Annotated in this window: 18 protein-coding genes; 13 read left to right on the top strand and 5 right to left on the bottom strand. The window is 65.8% G+C overall.

Translation table 11 applies throughout. The features are described from left to right. The first annotated feature begins 72 nt into the window (after positions 1-72). Positions 73-1,872 carry an AMP-dependent synthetase/ligase gene (locus ACNI14_RS00415; RefSeq protein WP_420517947.1) on the top strand — a complete coding sequence of 600 codons (1,800 nt, stop codon included), beginning with the start codon at positions 73-75 and terminating at the stop codon, positions 1,870-1,872. Positions 1,873-1,916: 44 nt separating this feature from the next. On the opposite strand, the gene ACNI14_RS00410 is transcribed toward ACNI14_RS00415, so the two are convergent. Continuing rightward, positions 1,917-2,486, bottom strand: coding sequence for a dihydrofolate reductase family protein (locus ACNI14_RS00410; RefSeq protein ID WP_420517946.1), 570 nt, complete (start codon positions 2,484-2,486; stop codon positions 1,917-1,919). 184 nt (positions 2,487-2,670) lie between these two features. Here ACNI14_RS00410 and ACNI14_RS00405 point away from each other — a divergent pair, with 184 nt between their 5' ends. The 6 genes from ACNI14_RS00405 to ACNI14_RS00380 all read left to right on the top strand — a co-directional run bounded on the left by ACNI14_RS00405 (position 2,671) and on the right by ACNI14_RS00380 (position 7,210). Further along, positions 2,671-2,826 carry a hypothetical protein gene (locus ACNI14_RS00405; RefSeq protein WP_420517945.1) on the top strand — a complete coding sequence of 52 codons (156 nt, stop codon included), beginning with the start codon at positions 2,671-2,673 and terminating at the stop codon, positions 2,824-2,826. A gap of 208 nt (positions 2,827-3,034) precedes the next feature. Continuing rightward, complete coding sequence (locus tag ACNI14_RS00400; protein WP_420517944.1) at positions 3,035-3,457, top strand: hypothetical protein; 423 nt, start codon at positions 3,035-3,037, stop codon at positions 3,455-3,457. A gap of 625 nt (positions 3,458-4,082) precedes the next feature. Next, positions 4,083-4,667, top strand: a complete 585-nt coding sequence (locus ACNI14_RS00395; RefSeq protein WP_420517943.1) for a hypothetical protein — start codon at positions 4,083-4,085, stop codon at positions 4,665-4,667. A 128-nt stretch (positions 4,668-4,795) separates the two neighbouring features. After that, positions 4,796-5,329: a Pycsar system effector family protein gene (locus ACNI14_RS00390; protein WP_420517942.1), complete on the top strand. Its 534-nt coding sequence runs from the start codon at positions 4,796-4,798 to the stop codon at positions 5,327-5,329. 3 nt (positions 5,330-5,332) lie between these two features. Then, complete coding sequence (locus tag ACNI14_RS00385) at positions 5,333-6,055, top strand: adenylate/guanylate cyclase domain-containing protein (protein WP_420517941.1); 723 nt, start codon at positions 5,333-5,335, stop codon at positions 6,053-6,055. A 447-nt stretch (positions 6,056-6,502) separates the two neighbouring features. Beyond that, a complete protein-coding gene (locus ACNI14_RS00380; RefSeq protein ID WP_420517940.1) occupies positions 6,503-7,210 on the top strand; it encodes a hypothetical protein in 708 nt (235 codons plus the stop codon). A 41-nt stretch (positions 7,211-7,251) separates the two neighbouring features. Here ACNI14_RS00380 and ACNI14_RS00375 read toward each other — a convergent pair whose 3' ends face one another. Further along, positions 7,252-8,127, bottom strand: a complete 876-nt coding sequence (locus ACNI14_RS00375; RefSeq protein WP_420517939.1) for an HNH endonuclease — start codon at positions 8,125-8,127, stop codon at positions 7,252-7,254. Here ACNI14_RS00375 and ACNI14_RS00370 point away from each other — a divergent pair. Next, entirely contained in the window at positions 8,126-8,869 is a 744-nt protein-coding gene (locus ACNI14_RS00370; protein WP_420517938.1) for an NADPH-dependent F420 reductase, read from the top strand. The two genes, ACNI14_RS00375 and ACNI14_RS00370, sit on opposite strands and share 2 nt — an antisense overlap. A 69-nt stretch (positions 8,870-8,938) precedes the next feature. Beyond that, positions 8,939-9,241, top strand: a complete 303-nt coding sequence (locus ACNI14_RS00365; protein WP_420517937.1) for a DUF427 domain-containing protein — start codon at positions 8,939-8,941, stop codon at positions 9,239-9,241. A 132-nt stretch (positions 9,242-9,373) separates the two neighbouring features. Here ACNI14_RS00365 and ACNI14_RS00360 read toward each other — a convergent pair whose 3' ends face one another. Further along, complete coding sequence (locus ACNI14_RS00360) at positions 9,374-10,057, bottom strand: TetR/AcrR family transcriptional regulator (RefSeq protein ID WP_420517936.1); 684 nt, start codon at positions 10,055-10,057, stop codon at positions 9,374-9,376. 90 nt (positions 10,058-10,147) lie between these two features. On the opposite strand from ACNI14_RS00360, the gene ACNI14_RS00355 reads away from it, so the two are divergent. The 4 genes from ACNI14_RS00355 to ACNI14_RS00340 all read left to right on the top strand — a co-directional run bounded on the left by ACNI14_RS00355 (position 10,148) and on the right by ACNI14_RS00340 (position 14,152). Continuing rightward, a complete protein-coding gene (locus ACNI14_RS00355) occupies positions 10,148-11,119 on the top strand; it encodes an efflux ABC transporter ATPase subunit, DrrA-related (RefSeq protein ID WP_420517935.1) in 972 nt (323 codons plus the stop codon). Beyond that, entirely contained in the window at positions 11,116-12,000 is an 885-nt protein-coding gene (locus ACNI14_RS00350; protein WP_420517934.1) for an ABC transporter permease, read from the top strand. The genes ACNI14_RS00355 and ACNI14_RS00350 overlap by 4 nt, the downstream gene beginning before the upstream one ends. A 543-nt stretch (positions 12,001-12,543) precedes the next feature. Next, positions 12,544-12,996 carry a hypothetical protein gene (locus ACNI14_RS00345; RefSeq protein ID WP_420517933.1) on the top strand — a complete coding sequence of 151 codons (453 nt, stop codon included), beginning with the start codon at positions 12,544-12,546 and terminating at the stop codon, positions 12,994-12,996. A gap of 49 nt (positions 12,997-13,045) precedes the next feature. Beyond that, entirely contained in the window at positions 13,046-14,152 is a 1,107-nt protein-coding gene (locus ACNI14_RS00340) for a branched-chain amino acid aminotransferase (protein ID WP_420517932.1), read from the top strand. Here the strand turns inward: ACNI14_RS00340 and mltG are convergent. Together mltG and ACNI14_RS00330 are read right to left on the bottom strand one after the other, a co-directional pair. After that, on the bottom strand, positions 14,149-15,123 hold the full coding sequence (mltG, locus tag ACNI14_RS00335; RefSeq protein WP_420517931.1) for an endolytic transglycosylase MltG: 975 nt from the start codon (positions 15,121-15,123) through the stop codon (positions 14,149-14,151). The genes ACNI14_RS00340 and mltG overlap by 4 nt on opposite strands. Next, complete coding sequence (locus ACNI14_RS00330) at positions 15,123-15,686, bottom strand: RNA polymerase sigma factor (protein WP_420517930.1); 564 nt, start codon at positions 15,684-15,686, stop codon at positions 15,123-15,125. The genes mltG and ACNI14_RS00330 overlap by 1 nt, the downstream gene beginning before the upstream one ends. Positions 15,687-15,690 lie beyond the last annotated feature (4 nt).

Below are 15,690 nucleotides of genomic sequence, written 5' to 3'. Positions count from 1 at the left end.
CCAGTGCGACTCGTCGAGAAGGTAGGACCTTTTCCGATCGTAACCTACGGGACCGTAGGTTACGATCGGAAGATGAGCATCGAACTGTCAACGCCGACGCTGGTCCAGCGCGACGAGATCACCCACCTCAGCGCCATGCTGGCCTCCCGCGCCCACGCCGCGCCCGACGCCGCCTTCGCCGAGGTCAAGGCCTCCGACGGCACGTGGCGCGAGATCACGCTGTCCGAGTACCACTCGCGTGTCCGCGCCATCGCCAAGGGCCTGATCGCGCGCGGCATCAACGCCGGCGACCGCGTGGGCATCATGGGCGACACGCGATACGAGTGGTCCGTCATGGACTTCGCGATCATGGCCGCCGGTGCTGTGAGCGTGCCGGTCTACCCGTCCTCCTCCGCCACACAGGTGGAATGGATGGTGGCCGATGCGGGCATCGGCCTGGTGGCCGTCGATACCGAGGAGAGGGCCGGGTTGGTCGCCGAGTCCTCGGTCGCCGTGGTCATGCTGGACGACGCCGGGCTGGATGAGCTCGCCGCCGAGGGGGAAGGGATCTCCGACGCGGATCTCGACGCGCGCACCGCGGACGTGGTGGGCGACGACATCGCCACGATCATCTACACCTCCGGCACCACCGGCCGCCCCAAGGGCGCCATGCTCTCGCACGCCAACTTCATCGAGCAGGCGCTCAACATCGAGCGGGACCCTGGATACGGCGGGTTCGTCAAGGGCGACGACGCCCGGCTGCTGCTGTTCCTGCCGCTGGCGCACGTGTTTGGCCGCATCGCCATGATTCTGGCGCTGTCCGCCGGCACCGTCATCGGCTTCGCCCCGAGTCACAAGACGCTCGGGGAGGACCTCGGGACGTTCAAGCCCACCTTCCTGGTGTTGGTACCACGCGTGCTCGAGACGGTCTACAACAAGGCCGACACCGCGCAGACGGGACTCAAGAAGCGCATCTTCCGCTGGTCCGCCAAGGTCACGCGCCAGTACGCGCTCGCGCGGCAGACCGGAACGCCGGGGCCCGTCCTCCAGGCGAAGTACGCGGTCGCGGACAAGTTGGTGCTGTCCAAGCTCCGCGCCAAGCTCGGCGGCAACCTCAGGTATGCGCTCGCGGGCGGCGCTCGCCTCAACGAGGACGTGGGCCACTTCTTCCAAGGGCTCGGCGTGACCGTCCTGCAGGGATACGGGCTCACGGAGACCACCGCAGCCCACTCGGGCACGCCCGAGGACGCCAACATCATGGGCACCGTCGGGCGCCCGATCGCCGGCAACGAGATGAAGCTGGCCGATGACGGCGAGATCCTGCTGCGTGGCGCGAGCCTGTTCCAGGGCTACTGGAACGCACCCGAGGCCACGGCCGAGGTCATGCGCGACGGCTGGTTCGCCTCCGGCGACATGGGAGAGATGGTCGACGGCGCTCTGAACATCGTGGGTCGCAAGAAGGAGATCCTGGTGCTGTCCTCGGGCAAGAACGTGCAGCCTGCTGTGCTGGAGAACTCGATGCGTTCGCATCCGGCGATCCAGGACTCGGTGGTGGTGGGCGAGGGCAAGCACTTCGTGTCCGCGCTGGTGGCGCTGGACGAGGCGATGCTGCCCGCATGGCTCAAGTCGCACGAACTTCCCGACATGAGCGTCGAAGAGGCCGCCAAGGACTCGAGGGTGCAAGACCTGATCTCGCGCGCCATCGCGCTCGCGAACGCCCAGGTCTCACGCGCCGAGTCCATCCGCGAGTTCCGGATCCTGCCCAGCTCGTTCTCCGAGACGCGCGAGGAGCTCACAGCCTCGCTCAAGACCCGGCGTGCCGTCATCATGGCCCACTACTCGAAGGTCGTCGACGAGATCTATTCGAAGGCGATGCCGCCCTCGCGTCCGTGAAGCGCGCCTGGACGGGTGGCTCCCGGGCCTGTCGACGCTGAGCGTCAGACGAGGTCGTAGATCAGCGTGACCTGCCCGGTCGGCAAGGGAGTGGCGGACACTAGCGTGAGGTGGCGAGGCATAAGGGTCGCGTCCCACAGCGCGGTGCCACGGCCGATTGCGACTGGCGCCACACGCAGCCGCAACTGGTCCACGCGCCCGGCCTCGAGCAGGGCCGATGCGAGGTGGAGGCTGCCCCACAGGATGATGTCGCGCTCGTAGCGGGCCTTGAGGCGGTCGGCGATGTCTGCGGGCTCTCCGGTCTCGACGGTCGCGGGGGCGTGATGTCCCCACGGCGCCTCGTCGAGTGTCGACGAGACGACGTGCTTGGGCAGCCGGTTGATGGGCTCGGCAAGGGGGTCCCGTTTCGCCACCGGGAGCGGCCAGTAGCCGATGAACATCGTGTAGGTGGTGGCACCCAGCAGGATGGCGTCAGCGTGTTCGAGCTCGGCCAGAGCCTGATCGACCATCGGCCCGGGCTCCGACACCGAGTCGTCGACCCAGTCCAACTCTCCGTTGGGCCCGGCCACGAACCCATCGGCGGTGACGTGTTGCTCGACGATGATGCGCCCCATGGTGTCAGGTTAGGACTGTGTCGTCCTCCTCGCGCGGTAAGAGTCGAGTTCTGCCCGAGCGGACGTCCGGGCAGGCATAGAGATCGGACGTCCGCGTCGTTCCTGAGCCCGGGCGAGAGTCAGAGGAGGACGCTACGTTGTTTGGAGCAGCGCTACTCGCTGCTGTGGACAAAGGAGTTCCATCATGAAGGTCAATCCCAACCACTCCAGCAACCCGACCGATCCCGACGTTTACCACGACCACAATGACTGTGTGTCGGGCGCTCAGATTCCCGCGTCAAACAAGGTTTCGGGCACGGGCGGCTACCGAAAGTGTGACCATTGCAAGGATCTCGACTGAGCCGTAGCCGGTCAGTGCACAGCGCTGCTCGCAAGGGAGCAACTTGTCAGTACACCTGCATGACCGTGCTGAGGAGCCTTCTGTACCGGTAGGTGACATGTGACCTGACTTCCGCGCAATGTAAGCGTCGATCGAGAACCGTCGGCGTCACCACGCTGCTGCCTGTATTGAAGCAAGTGGAAGATCAGGACGCCGACTAGGCTCCCAGGTGAACACTCCCAAAGGGGGATACGTGGGTTTCCTAGACAAGCTCTTCGCAGGTGGCGTAGTGGCGGCAGTCGGCACAGTCGCAGCGATCGGGCTGAAGGACGCTGCTGAGACGCGTCGTCGCAAGCAGACCCCTGTCGAATTCGACCCTGCCCTCACACGGCGCGATTTCGAGGCCCTGGTAGCCGTGGCGGCAGACAAAGTCCCGCGTCTTGAGTCAGTGGACGTCAACGGACTTGCCGTGTCATTGCGAATACGTTCGAACTCAGGCGTTTCACGATGGGCGGCCGAGGTGGACTTCAACGACTACGGGAAGCTCACGGGACGCTATTGGGTCAAATCAGAGAACGGCCAGTCTCCGTTGCCTGAGTTCTTCGCCGATGCTGTCAGCGAGTCAATACAAACGAAAGTCGGCAGGCTTTAGGCACCCAGGACGCCGCCGAAGGCAGCAACTCGTGAGTGCACCACCACACCTAGCAGTCGCGCCTGGAGCCTTGCGCTCAGTATGAACTGGTCGCGGCGAGCACTCGTGTCACGTGGATGAAAACCTAAACGTGGTGCCGTCGACCGGAACGGGCACGTCTAGGTATGGGGAAATCTCGAAATCAACGTCGTGAGCGCCGGACGAATTGACGGCGCACCTCACCATGAGGCCGCCCGCGAGCGAACCGTCGGAGAGATAGGCGTTGCCGCCTACCTCTAGGGGCATCGATCCCACTCGCGCTGACTCGATGTTGATGGGCCTGGCAGCAAAACTCCCGCACTTCCCGCAGGAGCAGTTGGATCGAACCTGCATGTCCGATGTGGCTACTACACGATCGCCTGTTTGTGAATTCCAAGCATCGACCCACCTCTCGACGAGTCGGCGCTCGCTCTCGGTTGGGGTACGCCAATCGTCACTGCGCGGGTGAGAATCGGTGGCCGGCATGGGTCCAATCGTAGACGCCGCTACTTCTCGGCTACCGGGAGCCAATCGGTACGACAAATGGAGCAACTCGTCAATACATCGGCGTGTAAGTTGACTGGTGTTCGCACCTGAGGGGATTCGCGTGGCTGACGCAACGACACAACTATCGACCGCCTCGATCTTGATCGTGCTCGCCCCGTCGACCCTGGCTCTAGTGGGCGTGATCTGGTCCAATCTCTACACGGCGAAGAGGACTCGTGAGGCTGAGGAGTTTCGGTCAAGGGCAGGTGTTGCGCACCAGGTGCTCGCGGCGAGGCGGGAAGCAGAGTTGGAAGTCTTGGGCGTCGTCGCCGAGGTGTCGCACATGTTCCATCGCTTTCATAACAAGATGTACGGCAATCCGGGCAAGGGAAAAGCAGATAGGAAATCTGCGGCAGCGCTCGATGAACTGGGAGCCGCATTCGACCAGATGAGTCATCTGCGGCGATGGGGTACGACCTTGCGCGCATATGGCAGTCCCGGCATCGCAGAGAAGATCGACGAGGTCGATCAAGCGGTCAAGGACCGCATGGAGGAGCTCAACGACGACATTCCCAGGTTCATCGCTGTGAAGGCTGGAGCATTCGAAGAGAAGTTGGATGCACTTTTTGACGAACTCGCCTCGATGATTCGGGATGATATCGGCGTAGAACGCGCGCAAAAGGAAGTCTGGGGAAACGGGAGCTGAACTCTGCTTACTCCGGGACACCTGGAAGTACGGTTAAGCACATCGGAAGTCTGGCTCGTCAGTCCTATAGGGGGCGGGCACTTGTACGCCGCCGGCCCGAGGTCGGCGGGAACTGATGGGAGGCACGCGTGTTCCGAGGTCGTCGCCGCGTCGAGCGGCCGGTCTCTCTTGGTGTCTCTTGGGAGGTGCTCCGGTGGACTGCGGAGTGGATCCGCTTCGCCGACGCCAAGGCCGGAGCAACCCTTGCCGCTGCTGGAGCTTCGGCCGCAGTCCTGGCGACGTTCGCAACACGGGGCGGAACTGATGCCCACTCACCTTGGTCTGTCGCTTTCGCATGCGGATCTGCCGCCGCACTGCTCGGCGTGTCAATTCTCGCGCTCCTGGTTCTTGCACCACGACTCGGGCGCCAGGGGGGCGGCTCGCTGGTCTATTTCGGGCACATCGCAAAGGAGTATGGCGAGAGTGGAGACAACTACGCATTGGCGCTTGCAGAGGTTGAGTCGAACCCCGCATCGTGGCGACAGCATCTGGCGCAGCAGATAACGGTGAACGCGAGAATTGCGGAACGCAAGTACCGCGCCACGTCTTGGTCGATTCGTTTTCTCGTGGTAGGCATCTGGCTAGGTGGCGCAACTGCGATTGCTGCGCAGATGGGGGTTTAGTCGATGGAAGCGGATTACCGCTCGTTCAACTTTCAGGCGTCGCGCGACAGGATAGACGCAATCCTAGATGCTCCTTCGGGCACCTTCGAAGAGGCCGACTCGCTGCCAGACCGCAGCAAGTTGACTTACACAAACGGCTTCTACGCTAATTGCAGCGCGGTGTTTATTGACATTCGTGACTCGAGCGGACTCACCTCCCACTACAAGCGGCCGCGGCTCGCACGCATCTATCGAAGCTTCATCTCCGAGATGGTTGCCGCCTTCTCCGACCACACCCGCGTGCGAGAGATCAACATCGTTGGCGACTGTGTTTGGGCGGTCGTCAACACTCCGCTACGTTCTCAAATCGATGAACTCTTTACCGTCGCCTGTACGGCGCATTCAATTGTTGACGTACTGAACGTGAAGTTGAAGAAGCGCGACTACGACAGGACGCTTGCCGTGGGGGTCGGTCTTGACTACGGGCGTGCCCTCATGGTCAAGGCGGGATACAGCGGTAGCGGAATCAACGAGGTGGTCTACATGGGTGACGTCGTGAACAGCGCCGCACACCTCGCTTCGCAAGCGCACTCTGCGCAATGGGGTAGGAAGGCAATTCACCTCTCGTCGGGCTTCTACAGCAATCTCAACGAACACAACCAAGGACTCTGCGAGCAGTACAACTACTCGCACTACAAGTCCAGCGCTGTTATGACCTACATGAACGATTGGGTAGAGGAGCAGTAGGGGTAGCGCGCAACGCGCGCCCCTTCACTCGCTACCGCAACATAGCTCGGGAGTTCTTCGCGGCACTGTGAGGTTCAAGTACTCGGCGTAGACGGACTCCAGCACTCGTGTGTGCGACCACTGCAAGCCGCCACTGGATTGGCGTACTCCGCCAAGGGAGCAACTCGTCAATCCACCCATGCTTCCTCGACGCGACTTTTGAACTCGGGGTCGGCCGGGCTTCGAGATTCGATGGCTTAGTGCAAAGATCGCGGAATGAGTAGCGGAGCGTGGAGACCACTTGGTGTAGATGACGATGACGCGATTGCAGAGTACGACGCGTTACACGAGGGGCTGCCACCGTGGCTAGCATCTGCTTACTGGTCATGGGTCAACGCTGCTTTGTGCACTGTGGTCACAAGTCAGTACGGACGCTGGAGTGCCCTCGACACCGGCTTCGCTCAGAGCATGTGTCAAACGCTGAAGATCCCACTACCGGCTTACGGCGACGCGGCACGGGGCGAATACACCGCGGAGAAGGTCATCACTGACGCGATGCGCCATCTCGAAGCGCATTCGAGTCCCCTGCAAATCGCGGACTACATTCTCGCGCACGGTACTAGGGGTGCCGTGGCGGAACTCGACAAGATCCTCGAGCGCGGAAAGTCGGCTTTCACAATCGGCGAGCGCGCAGGTCGCAAGGCGCTCGTGCGCCGGGTTCCGCTGGGTGTGCAGGTCGTATCAAATGGTGTCATGGAGCGATCTGGCCGCGCTGGCGTTCGACTCGCACAGGCATGGGAGGAGCTCTATGGATTGGAGCCGAACCCGAGTGAGGCTTACCGGCTTGCGATTCTTGCGGTGGAGGATGCGAGCGTGCCCGTCGTCTCGCCGAAAGACGCCTCTGCAACTCTCGGGAAGGTCTTAGCTCAGATGGAGTCCCAGGGCGACTGGAAGCTTCCGCTCGCGCGTGAGCACGACAAGGCTCCGACCGAAGCTCTGGTGATCGCACAGATGAGGGCGCTTTGGCACGGCCAGCACGACCGTCATGGGGGCCAGCCGTCAGCTCCGGGAAATGTGACGATCGATGAAGCGCGGGTTGCCGTTGCTCTTGCCACGGCGTTGGTCGCCATGTTCTCGGATGGTCTGATCGCTCGCCCTCAGGGGGTGGCGGGTTAATGGAAGTCACGAAGGAGGTACTTGTGTGCCCCCTCGTGGCATCAGCAGGCTGTGAACTCCGAGTAACGCAATGCGAGACGTTCGCGGTTGGGCTGCTCTGAGCGGCGCGCGGGTAGTTGAATACGGAGGTCATGCATTTCCTGCAGGCCGTGCTTGAGCATGGGTCCGTCGACCTCCGCGAGCAAACTGGCGTTGATCTTGATCTCGTAGTCAGGCGTCACGCCCAGGAAGTTGCGGTCGTAGGCGGCGTGGTGGATCTTGCACATCGCCATCCCATTCGTGACGACCGCGTCACCGGCGTCGGCGGAGTCGGCCGTGATGTGTGCAGCATCCAGCAGTTCGGCATGTTTGAAGCGGCAGACCGTGCACTGGGTCTCGTATGCGCGGAGCACCATGCCGCGGAATGCGGGCTGGTGGACGCGGCGCTTGGCCACGTACTCGGCCCAGTGGCGTTCAACTGCCGAAGGTGCGTGGTCCGCGATGTCTGCGAGTTCCTCGAGGCTCACGAGTACATGTCCAGCGTCCAGGTCGACGTGGGCGACACGAGCCGGGTAGATCGCTTGGTAGACCTTCGGCTTGAGTTTGCGAAAGAGAATAATGGGGACGCCGAGTCGGTGGGCCTCGATCAGTTTCTTGTTGTCTCCGCCCGCGCCGCCGGCACGAAAGTCGTAGCGCCAGATCCCGGGCCTGATTTGCTCGTCGCTATACGGCCCATCAGCCGACGACACGACACTGAGTGTGGCTTCCAACGCGGCGGGGTTCCTGATTCCGCGTGAGTAGTCGATGAGCGGCAGCGACACCCCTTCGACCTTGAAGCCGAGCAAGTCATCTCGGTCCGCGATCGCCCCAGTGGGCAGGGTTGTGGTCAGAATCTCGAACACCCGGGCGCGAAGTGTGGCGCTCGGGGCGGATTCCATGACCGCAGCTTGGCAGCTGGCTCGCACCACGGCAAGGGTGCGGGACTGCGAGGGGATATGGAATGCTCCCGGACCACCTAACGTTCCCCGAGGCATGACTACCATCGGAATTATCGGATCCGGGAACATCGGCTCCAACGTTGCCCGAGCGGCCATCGCCCAGGAGTACGAGGTGCTCATCGCGAACTCGCGCGGTCCCGACACGCTCCAGGACCTGATCAAGGAGTTGGGCGACTTCGCGACAGCGGTCACGGTGGAGGAGGCCATCCGCAGGAGTGACATGGTGCTGGTCGCGATCCCGCTCGGGGCCATCACGGAACTCCCCGTGGAGCCGTTCGAGGACAAGATCGTGATGGACGCGAACAACTACTACCCCGAGCGCGACGGTCGCATCGAGGTGCTGCACAACAACGAGTCCACCACCTCCGAGCTGTTGCAGGCCCGCCTGCCGTACAGCTACGTGGTGAAGGCGTTCAACAACATCTACGCCAAGCAGATCCCCACCGATGGGCTGCCCAAGGGCGACCCCAACCGCAGGGCGCTGCCGATCGCGGGCAATCACGCCCACGCGAGGGTCGCGGTCAGCGACTTCCTCGACGACCTGGGCTTCGACGCGGTGGATCTCGGTCCCCTGAGTGAGAGCTGGCGCGTGGAGCGCGACACTCCGGCCTACGGCAAGCGCACCACTGCAGAGCAGCTCCGCCAGCTCACCGCCGACGTCGAGCGCGTGCAGCAAGTCTGAGCGTCGGCACCACCCCCTCACACACGGTTTCAGCCGAAGCCGTCCCCTACACGCACGGAGGCACACGACATGAAGGCGATTCTCAACGACACCGTTCTGGCAGAGGCCAGCAAAGACGACCTCGTCAAGATCGAGGGCAACTGGTACTTCCCGCCGTCGAGCCTGACGGACAAGGTCACGCCGACCAGCCCCACGCAGTACCACTGCCCGTGGAAGGGTGACGCGCAGTACTACAACGCCACCACCGACGCCGGCGAGAAGGCCGATGCGGCCTGGTCCTACAACGACCTGTTGCCTGGAGCGGTGGACCGGGTGGGCAAGGACTTCTCCGGCTACGTGGCCTTTGACCGCTCAGTCGAGATCACGGAGTAACCGGAAGCCACGGAAGGGACCCTGCCGCCATGGCCTGATGCGTCACGGGCAAGTGCCCGGTGAGGCCGACGCGGACTCGTCGTCCTCACCGGGCACCACGAGGACGCCCCGCCGGACGCGGCTGTGGATCTCCTAGCGCTGACCGGGTGTCGCAGCGCGCGCAAGCCCTGCGATGGCCCGGTCCACCACGTGCTCGCCGAGCGCGGACAGCACTTCGGGGGACTGGTGCTTGAGCGGGCCTCGCGTGGCGATGTCCGCGAACCCGTGCACCGCGGACCAGCACGGCCACTCCGCGTGCTCGCGCTCGGCGGGGGAGAGGGCGCCCGCCTCCACCATGCCGTCCAGCGCGTCGATCAGCAGCTGGAACGGCGGCGGCACCTGCGCGGCGACGGTGACGCCGGGCTCGGCGCCCACGTTCGGGTCGAAGGTGAGGAGGGCGAGCTGGTACCAGCCCGGCTCGGCGACCGCGAAGTGGATGTAGCCCAGGCCGACCCCACGCAGGCGGGCGACGGACGCCGCGGCCCCCACCCCCGCATCGGCCGCTTGCCGCTGAGAGTCGACCTCGGCGAGAAGCGCCTGCGTCTGCTCGCGCATCGCTGCGGCGAGCCGCTCCTGAGCGACCAGCGCCGCAGCCACCGTCAGTGCACGGAAGTCCTCGAAATGCCGGTACGCGGCGTTGGGGGCGACACCCACGCGCCGCGTGACGGCGCGCAGCGACAGGTGCTCGGGGCCGCCATCGCGCGCGATGTCGAGCACGGCGTGGATCAGCGCCGGGCGCAGATCGCCGTGGTGATAGGCCTCGTCCTTGATCGCCATCTCTTGCACCCTAAGGGATCGGTGTGTAGCGTATTTCTGGTCCGATGTGGACACTGTGAACATATTACTCCACCCCGGGAGCCGCAGCATATGACCGACCTTGCGATAGAGACCCGCGGTCTCACGAAGATCTATGGGGACACGCGCGCCGTCGACGGCGTGGACCTCGCCATCGAACGCGGCGGCGTGTACGGCTTCCTGGGCCCCAACGGCGCGGGCAAGACCACCACCATCCGCATGCTGGCGACCCTCATCGCCCCTGACGAGGGCACGGCCACCGTGCTCGGCCGGGACGTCGCCAAACAGGCGGACGAGGTGCGAAGCCTCGTGAGCCTCACCGGCCAGTTCGCCTCCGTCGACGAGGACCTCACCGGCGGCGAGAACCTGCGGCTCATCGCGAAACTGTTCGGCTACCGCGGCCCCGCCGCCACCCGGCGCTCCACCGAACTGCTCGAGGCCTTCGGCCTGGCCGATGCGCGGGACCGGCAGGTCAAGAAGTACTCCGGGGGCATGCGTCGCCGCCTCGACATCGCCGCGTCCATCGTCGTCACCCCGGAACTGCTGTTCCTCGACGAGCCCACGACGGGCCTGGACCCGCGCAGCCGCAACGAGGTGTGGGACATCATCCGGGCGATGGTCGCGCACGGCACCACCGTCATGCTCACCACGCAGTACCTGGACGAGGCGGACCAGCTCGCCGACCGCATCGGCGTCATCGACCAAGGCAGGGTGATCGCCGAGGGCACCTCGAGCGAGCTCAAGGCCTCCGTGGGGGAGGGGTCGCTGCACGTGCGCGTGATGAACCGCGCGGACCGCGCCGACGCCAAGGCGATCCTGACGCGCGAGCTCGGGGTCGAGGTGATCGAGCCCAACGACCCGCAGGCGCTCGCCGCCACGATCAACGACTCTGCGCGAGTCACCCGTGCGCTCGCCGCCCTGGGCGAGGCCGACATCGACCTCGCCCAGTTCTCGCTGGGCCAGCCCTCGCTTGACGAGGTGTTCCTCGCCCTCACCGGGCACGCCGCATCCGCTGAGGACGAGACACAGGAGGAGGCGGCATGACCGCGCCCACCAACGCCACCCAGAGCACCGACGCTCAGGCGCCGTCCGCGAAGAGCCCAGCCGAGGCCGCGCCCAGCGCGGTCGCGATCGCAGACGCGCTGACCGGCGGCACCCGCCCGCAGCGGCCCAGTGCCGCCAGCACGTCGCTCACCTTCGGCTGGCGCGCGCTGCTCAAGATCAAGCACGTGCCCGAGCAGCTCTCCGACGTCACCCTGTTCCCGATCATCTTCACGCTGCTGTTCACGTTCCTGTTCGGCGGGGCGCTCGCGGGCAGCACCGAGGCCTACATCCAGTTCCTGCTGCCCGGCATCATGGTGCAGTCGCTGATCATGATCACGATGTACACCGGCTACACGCTGCGAGGCGACATCGAGAAGGGCGTGTTCGACCGCTTCCGCTCGCTGCCCATCTGGCGGCCGTCACCCCTGGTGGGCATGCTGCTGGGCGACATGGTGCGGTTCACCATCGCCGCGGTCATCACCGGAGTCGTCGGGTTCCTGCTCGGCTGGCGTCCCGAGGGCGGGATCGTGGGCGTGGTCGTCGGGATCGCGCTGATCCTGGTGTTCGCCTTCGCGCTCGGCTGGATCTGGACGTTCCTCAGCCTGATCCTGCGCTCCGCGAACGCGATCATGGGCGCCGCGATGATGGTGATCATGCCGCTCACGTTCGGCTCCAACATCTTCGTGGACCCCTCGACCATGCCCGGCTGGCTGCAGGCGTGGGTGGGCGTGAACCCCGTGTCGCACCTGGTCACCGCGGTGCGCGACGTGATGGGCGGCGTCGCTCCCGGCTCCGAGCTGCTGCTGACGCTGGGCTGGTCCGCGGTGCTGGTAGCTGTGTTCGGCGCGCTGACGATGTGGAAGTACAGGGATCCGCGCTAGCCCCGTTGGCTGAAGGGCCACTCGGGGGTGATCTCGTGGCCAATCACACTCGACGTGTCCGCACCGCTGCTCCGAGTGCGGGAAGATGAATGGGTCACCACGTCGCTCCACTCGTGTCTCGAGTTCGAGGGAGCATGTGGCGCTCGACCTAGCAGGCGAGATTAACCCCGACGAGTGCATTGCGCGCACCGGGGTCGCTCTCCACCCGCCTCATCAGCCCAGTGACTGGGTCCACACAGCGGAACCCGAGAGCAAAGAAACCGAGAGTGCCATGATCAAGAACCCAGCTAACGCGAACGTGTCGAAAGGCGCCCCGGGGGTCGACACCGGCGCTGCAGAGGCGACGGCGAAACGAACCCCCGTCTCGGCGCGGAAGTTGGCGCAGGAGCGACGCGACCGCGTGCTTGCCACGTGCCCCTCGTGCTACACCAACCTGCCCGCGACGGGCGTGTGCGGCTACTGCGCGTGAGCAGCGGTTCGCGGACGAGCTCAGTGTTCGAGGACGGTGACATCGCCGGTCTTGAGATGAGGAATGATATTCCGGTGAGCTTTACGACTGACCTCGAATCCCGCACCTACTTCTCCACCCTTGACGGCGCCTTGGCGGACTTTGAACTGCCGCTCGGCGCCGTCGACAAGGCCCGTGCCGCCGTCCGATTCCTCGAGTACGAGCACGTGTTCATCCCCGACTCGCGCGAGCATGTCGCCCTCGAGCGGGCCGGCGAGTCCACGCCCGTCGCGTACATCACGCGCACGTTCGTCGCCCTGCATCCGCCCGGCGGCCCCAGCGACTGGATCCAGATCGCAGAAGCTGATCAACCGCGGCCCGAGACCGTCGCGCCCCGGACGGCCGATGCGCGGGCCGGGTCCGGCATTCGCCGCGCCTCGCCGCGGCGCAGGTCCGCGGCGGAGCCGGCCCGGGTTACGGCCGTAGCGACCTGTCCCTCCTGCTACACGAACCTGCCAGCGACGGGCGTGTGCGACTGGTGCGGGTGAGCGGCGAGGCGGGCGCGTAGCTTTCCCCAAGCGCAGTTAAAGTGACGGTATGAGCGACTCGACTATCGGCGCCGCACCGACCTTCGCGGTGACGCCCAACCCGGCCCCCGCATCGGCCGAGGAACGCGCCCGCCGCATGGACTCCCAGCCGTTCGGAACCGTCTTCTCCGACCACCTCGCGAAGGCCACGTGGACGGCCGAGCGCGGCTGGCACGACCACCGCGTGGAGCCGTTCGGCGACCTGGTGCTGCACCCCGGCGCGACCGTGCTGCACTACGGCCAGCAGGTGTTCGAGGGGCTCAAGGCGTACCGCTGGGCCGATGGGTCGATTCGGCTGTTCCGGCCCGAGGCGAACGCGGCCCGGCTCGCGACCTCTGCGCACCGCATGGCGCTCGCGCCGCTGCCCGAGGTCGACTTCATGGCCTCCGTCGAGGCACTGCTCTCAGTCGATGAGCAGTGGGTGCCGTCCGCGGAGGAGACCAGCCTGTACCTGCGTCCCATGCTGATCGGCACCGAGCCCTGCCTGGGGGTGCGCGCGTCCAACACCGTCGAGTACGTGCTGCTGGCCTCACCCGTGGGCGCGTACTTCCCGAACGGCGTGAAGCCCGTGTCGATCTGGGTCGCGCAGGGGTATCACCGCGCAGGCAACGGCGGCACCGGTCAGGCCAAGACCGCCGGCAACTACGCCGCTTCGCTGCTCCCGCAGCAGCAGGCCGCGGAGCACGGCTGCGACCAGGTGCTGTTCCTCGATGCCGCGCGCGACACGTACATCGAGGAGCTGGGCGGCATGAACGTGTTCGCCGTGCGTCGCGACGGCACCATCTGGACCCCGCGCGTGACCGGCACCATCCTCGAGGGCGTGACCCGCTCCTCCGTGATCGAACTGCTGCGCTCCGAGGGCCGCGAGGTCATCGAGCGCGACATCTCCCTGACCGAGCTGCGCGAGGGGATCGCGGATGGCTCGGTGGTCGAGGCCTTCGCGTGCGGGACGGCCGCGGTCGTCACGCCCATCGCTCGCCTGGTGTCGCCCGATCACGACGTGGTCGTGGGCGACGGCGGACCCGGCACCGTGACCATGGCGCTGCGCCAGCGGCTGACAGACATCCAGTACGGCCGCGCCGACGACGCGTTGGGCTGGATGCGACGGGTCGGTTAGCCGTTCTGCTGGGCCCACTCCCGGAGCAGCATGACGTTCTCCTGGTGCTCCTCGAAGTCCTCGGCGAACCGCATCTCGCCCGTGTCCGGGTTGACGACGACGAAGTACAGCCATGGTCCCTCGGCAGGGTTCGCCGCGGCCGCGATCGCCTCGCGTGACGGCGTCGCGATGGGCGTCGGGGGCAGCCCGGGGTTCGCGTAGCTGTTGTACGGCGAGTCCAGCTCCCTGTCCTCGCTGGTGGTGAACCGCTCCGGGTCGTCCACGTCGAGCGCGTACCGCAGGCTTGAGTCGAGCTCCAGCCTCATGTCCGCATCCAGACGGTTGCGGATCACCCGCGCTACCTGAGGCATGTCCTCCGTGCGGCTCGTCTCCTGCTCGACGAGCGACGCGATGGTCAGGACCTCCTGCCACCGCTCGCGAGGAACGTCCTGCAGCGCGAGCTCGGTGCCGAGCGCCAGGGAGGACGCCTGCTCGTTGAGGGTGCCCCGCGAAGCCGCCCCGTCCTCGGTCCAGGTGGCGTGCTCTCCTGCGGAGAGCCACCCCTCGGGGTTGCCCTGTGCTTCCGGAGGCAGCTGGAGGAGGACGAACTCGCGCGCCGTCTCGACATCGACGTCATAGGCCTCGGCAAGTCGTTCGATGATCGCATCGGCACGTTCGCCCGACTCCACCTCGATGATGCCGCCGCTGGGCAGCGAGTCGCTCGGCGCGGGGGAGGGGCTCTCCGCGACCGTGCCTGAAGGCGACGGCGTCCCCATGGGTGCGAGCGCATCGGCCCCGCGCAGTTGCAGGGCACCGAAGGTGCCTGCGCCGACTATCCCGACCCCGGCCAGGGTCGCGGCGCCCGTGCGCACCGTGCGATCGCGCCGCACGCGCCTGGTCACGCCGCGGTGGCTGTGCGCGAGGTCGGTGCCCGCGTAGACCGTGCGGCCGCGGTGCTGGATTGCTGCGAGCTGTTCGTGTGCCGTGCTCATCATCGGCCTCCTTGGAAGTGTGCGTCCACGGGGATGGACTCGGGGGTGTCGAAGTCGACGTCGGCGCACACCTCGCGAAGGCGTGCGACCGCATCGGACAGGTAGCGCTTGACCGTGCCCACCGCGAGCCCGAGCTCGCTCGCGACTCCCGCGACGGGCAGATCGTCGAGGTACCTCAGCACCACGCACGCGCGCTCGCGCGGTGGGAGGGTGAGGATCGCGGCGTGCAGGTCCAGCTGGGCATCCACGCGCCCGGCGTGGTCGGGGCCGGCGGCCGATGCGCGGGCCAGGGAGTAGTCGCCGTCGTCGCCTCGGTCGCGCGAGGGTCGGGCGGACGCGCGCCGGTGCCGGTCGATGAACGTGGTCGAGATCGCGCGCTTGACGTAGGCGTGAGTGGAGTCGAGGGTGCCGATGCGCTTTCCTGACCGGAAGGTGCGCACGAGGGCGTCCTGAAGCAGGTCCTCGGCGTCGTCCGCGTTGCCGGTCAGGACGTAGGCGTAGCCGAAGAGTGCGGCAGCGCGCTCGCGCATGAGCTGGTCCAGCGTGCGGGCCCAGGCGCTCATGAGG

This window comes from Demequina pilifera, from assembly GCF_048814985.1.
Lineage (GTDB): Bacteria > Actinomycetota > Actinomycetes > Actinomycetales > Demequinaceae > Demequina.
The sequence above is the reverse complement of the archived record's forward strand: the minus strand, read 5'-3'. Positions and strand labels throughout refer to the sequence as shown.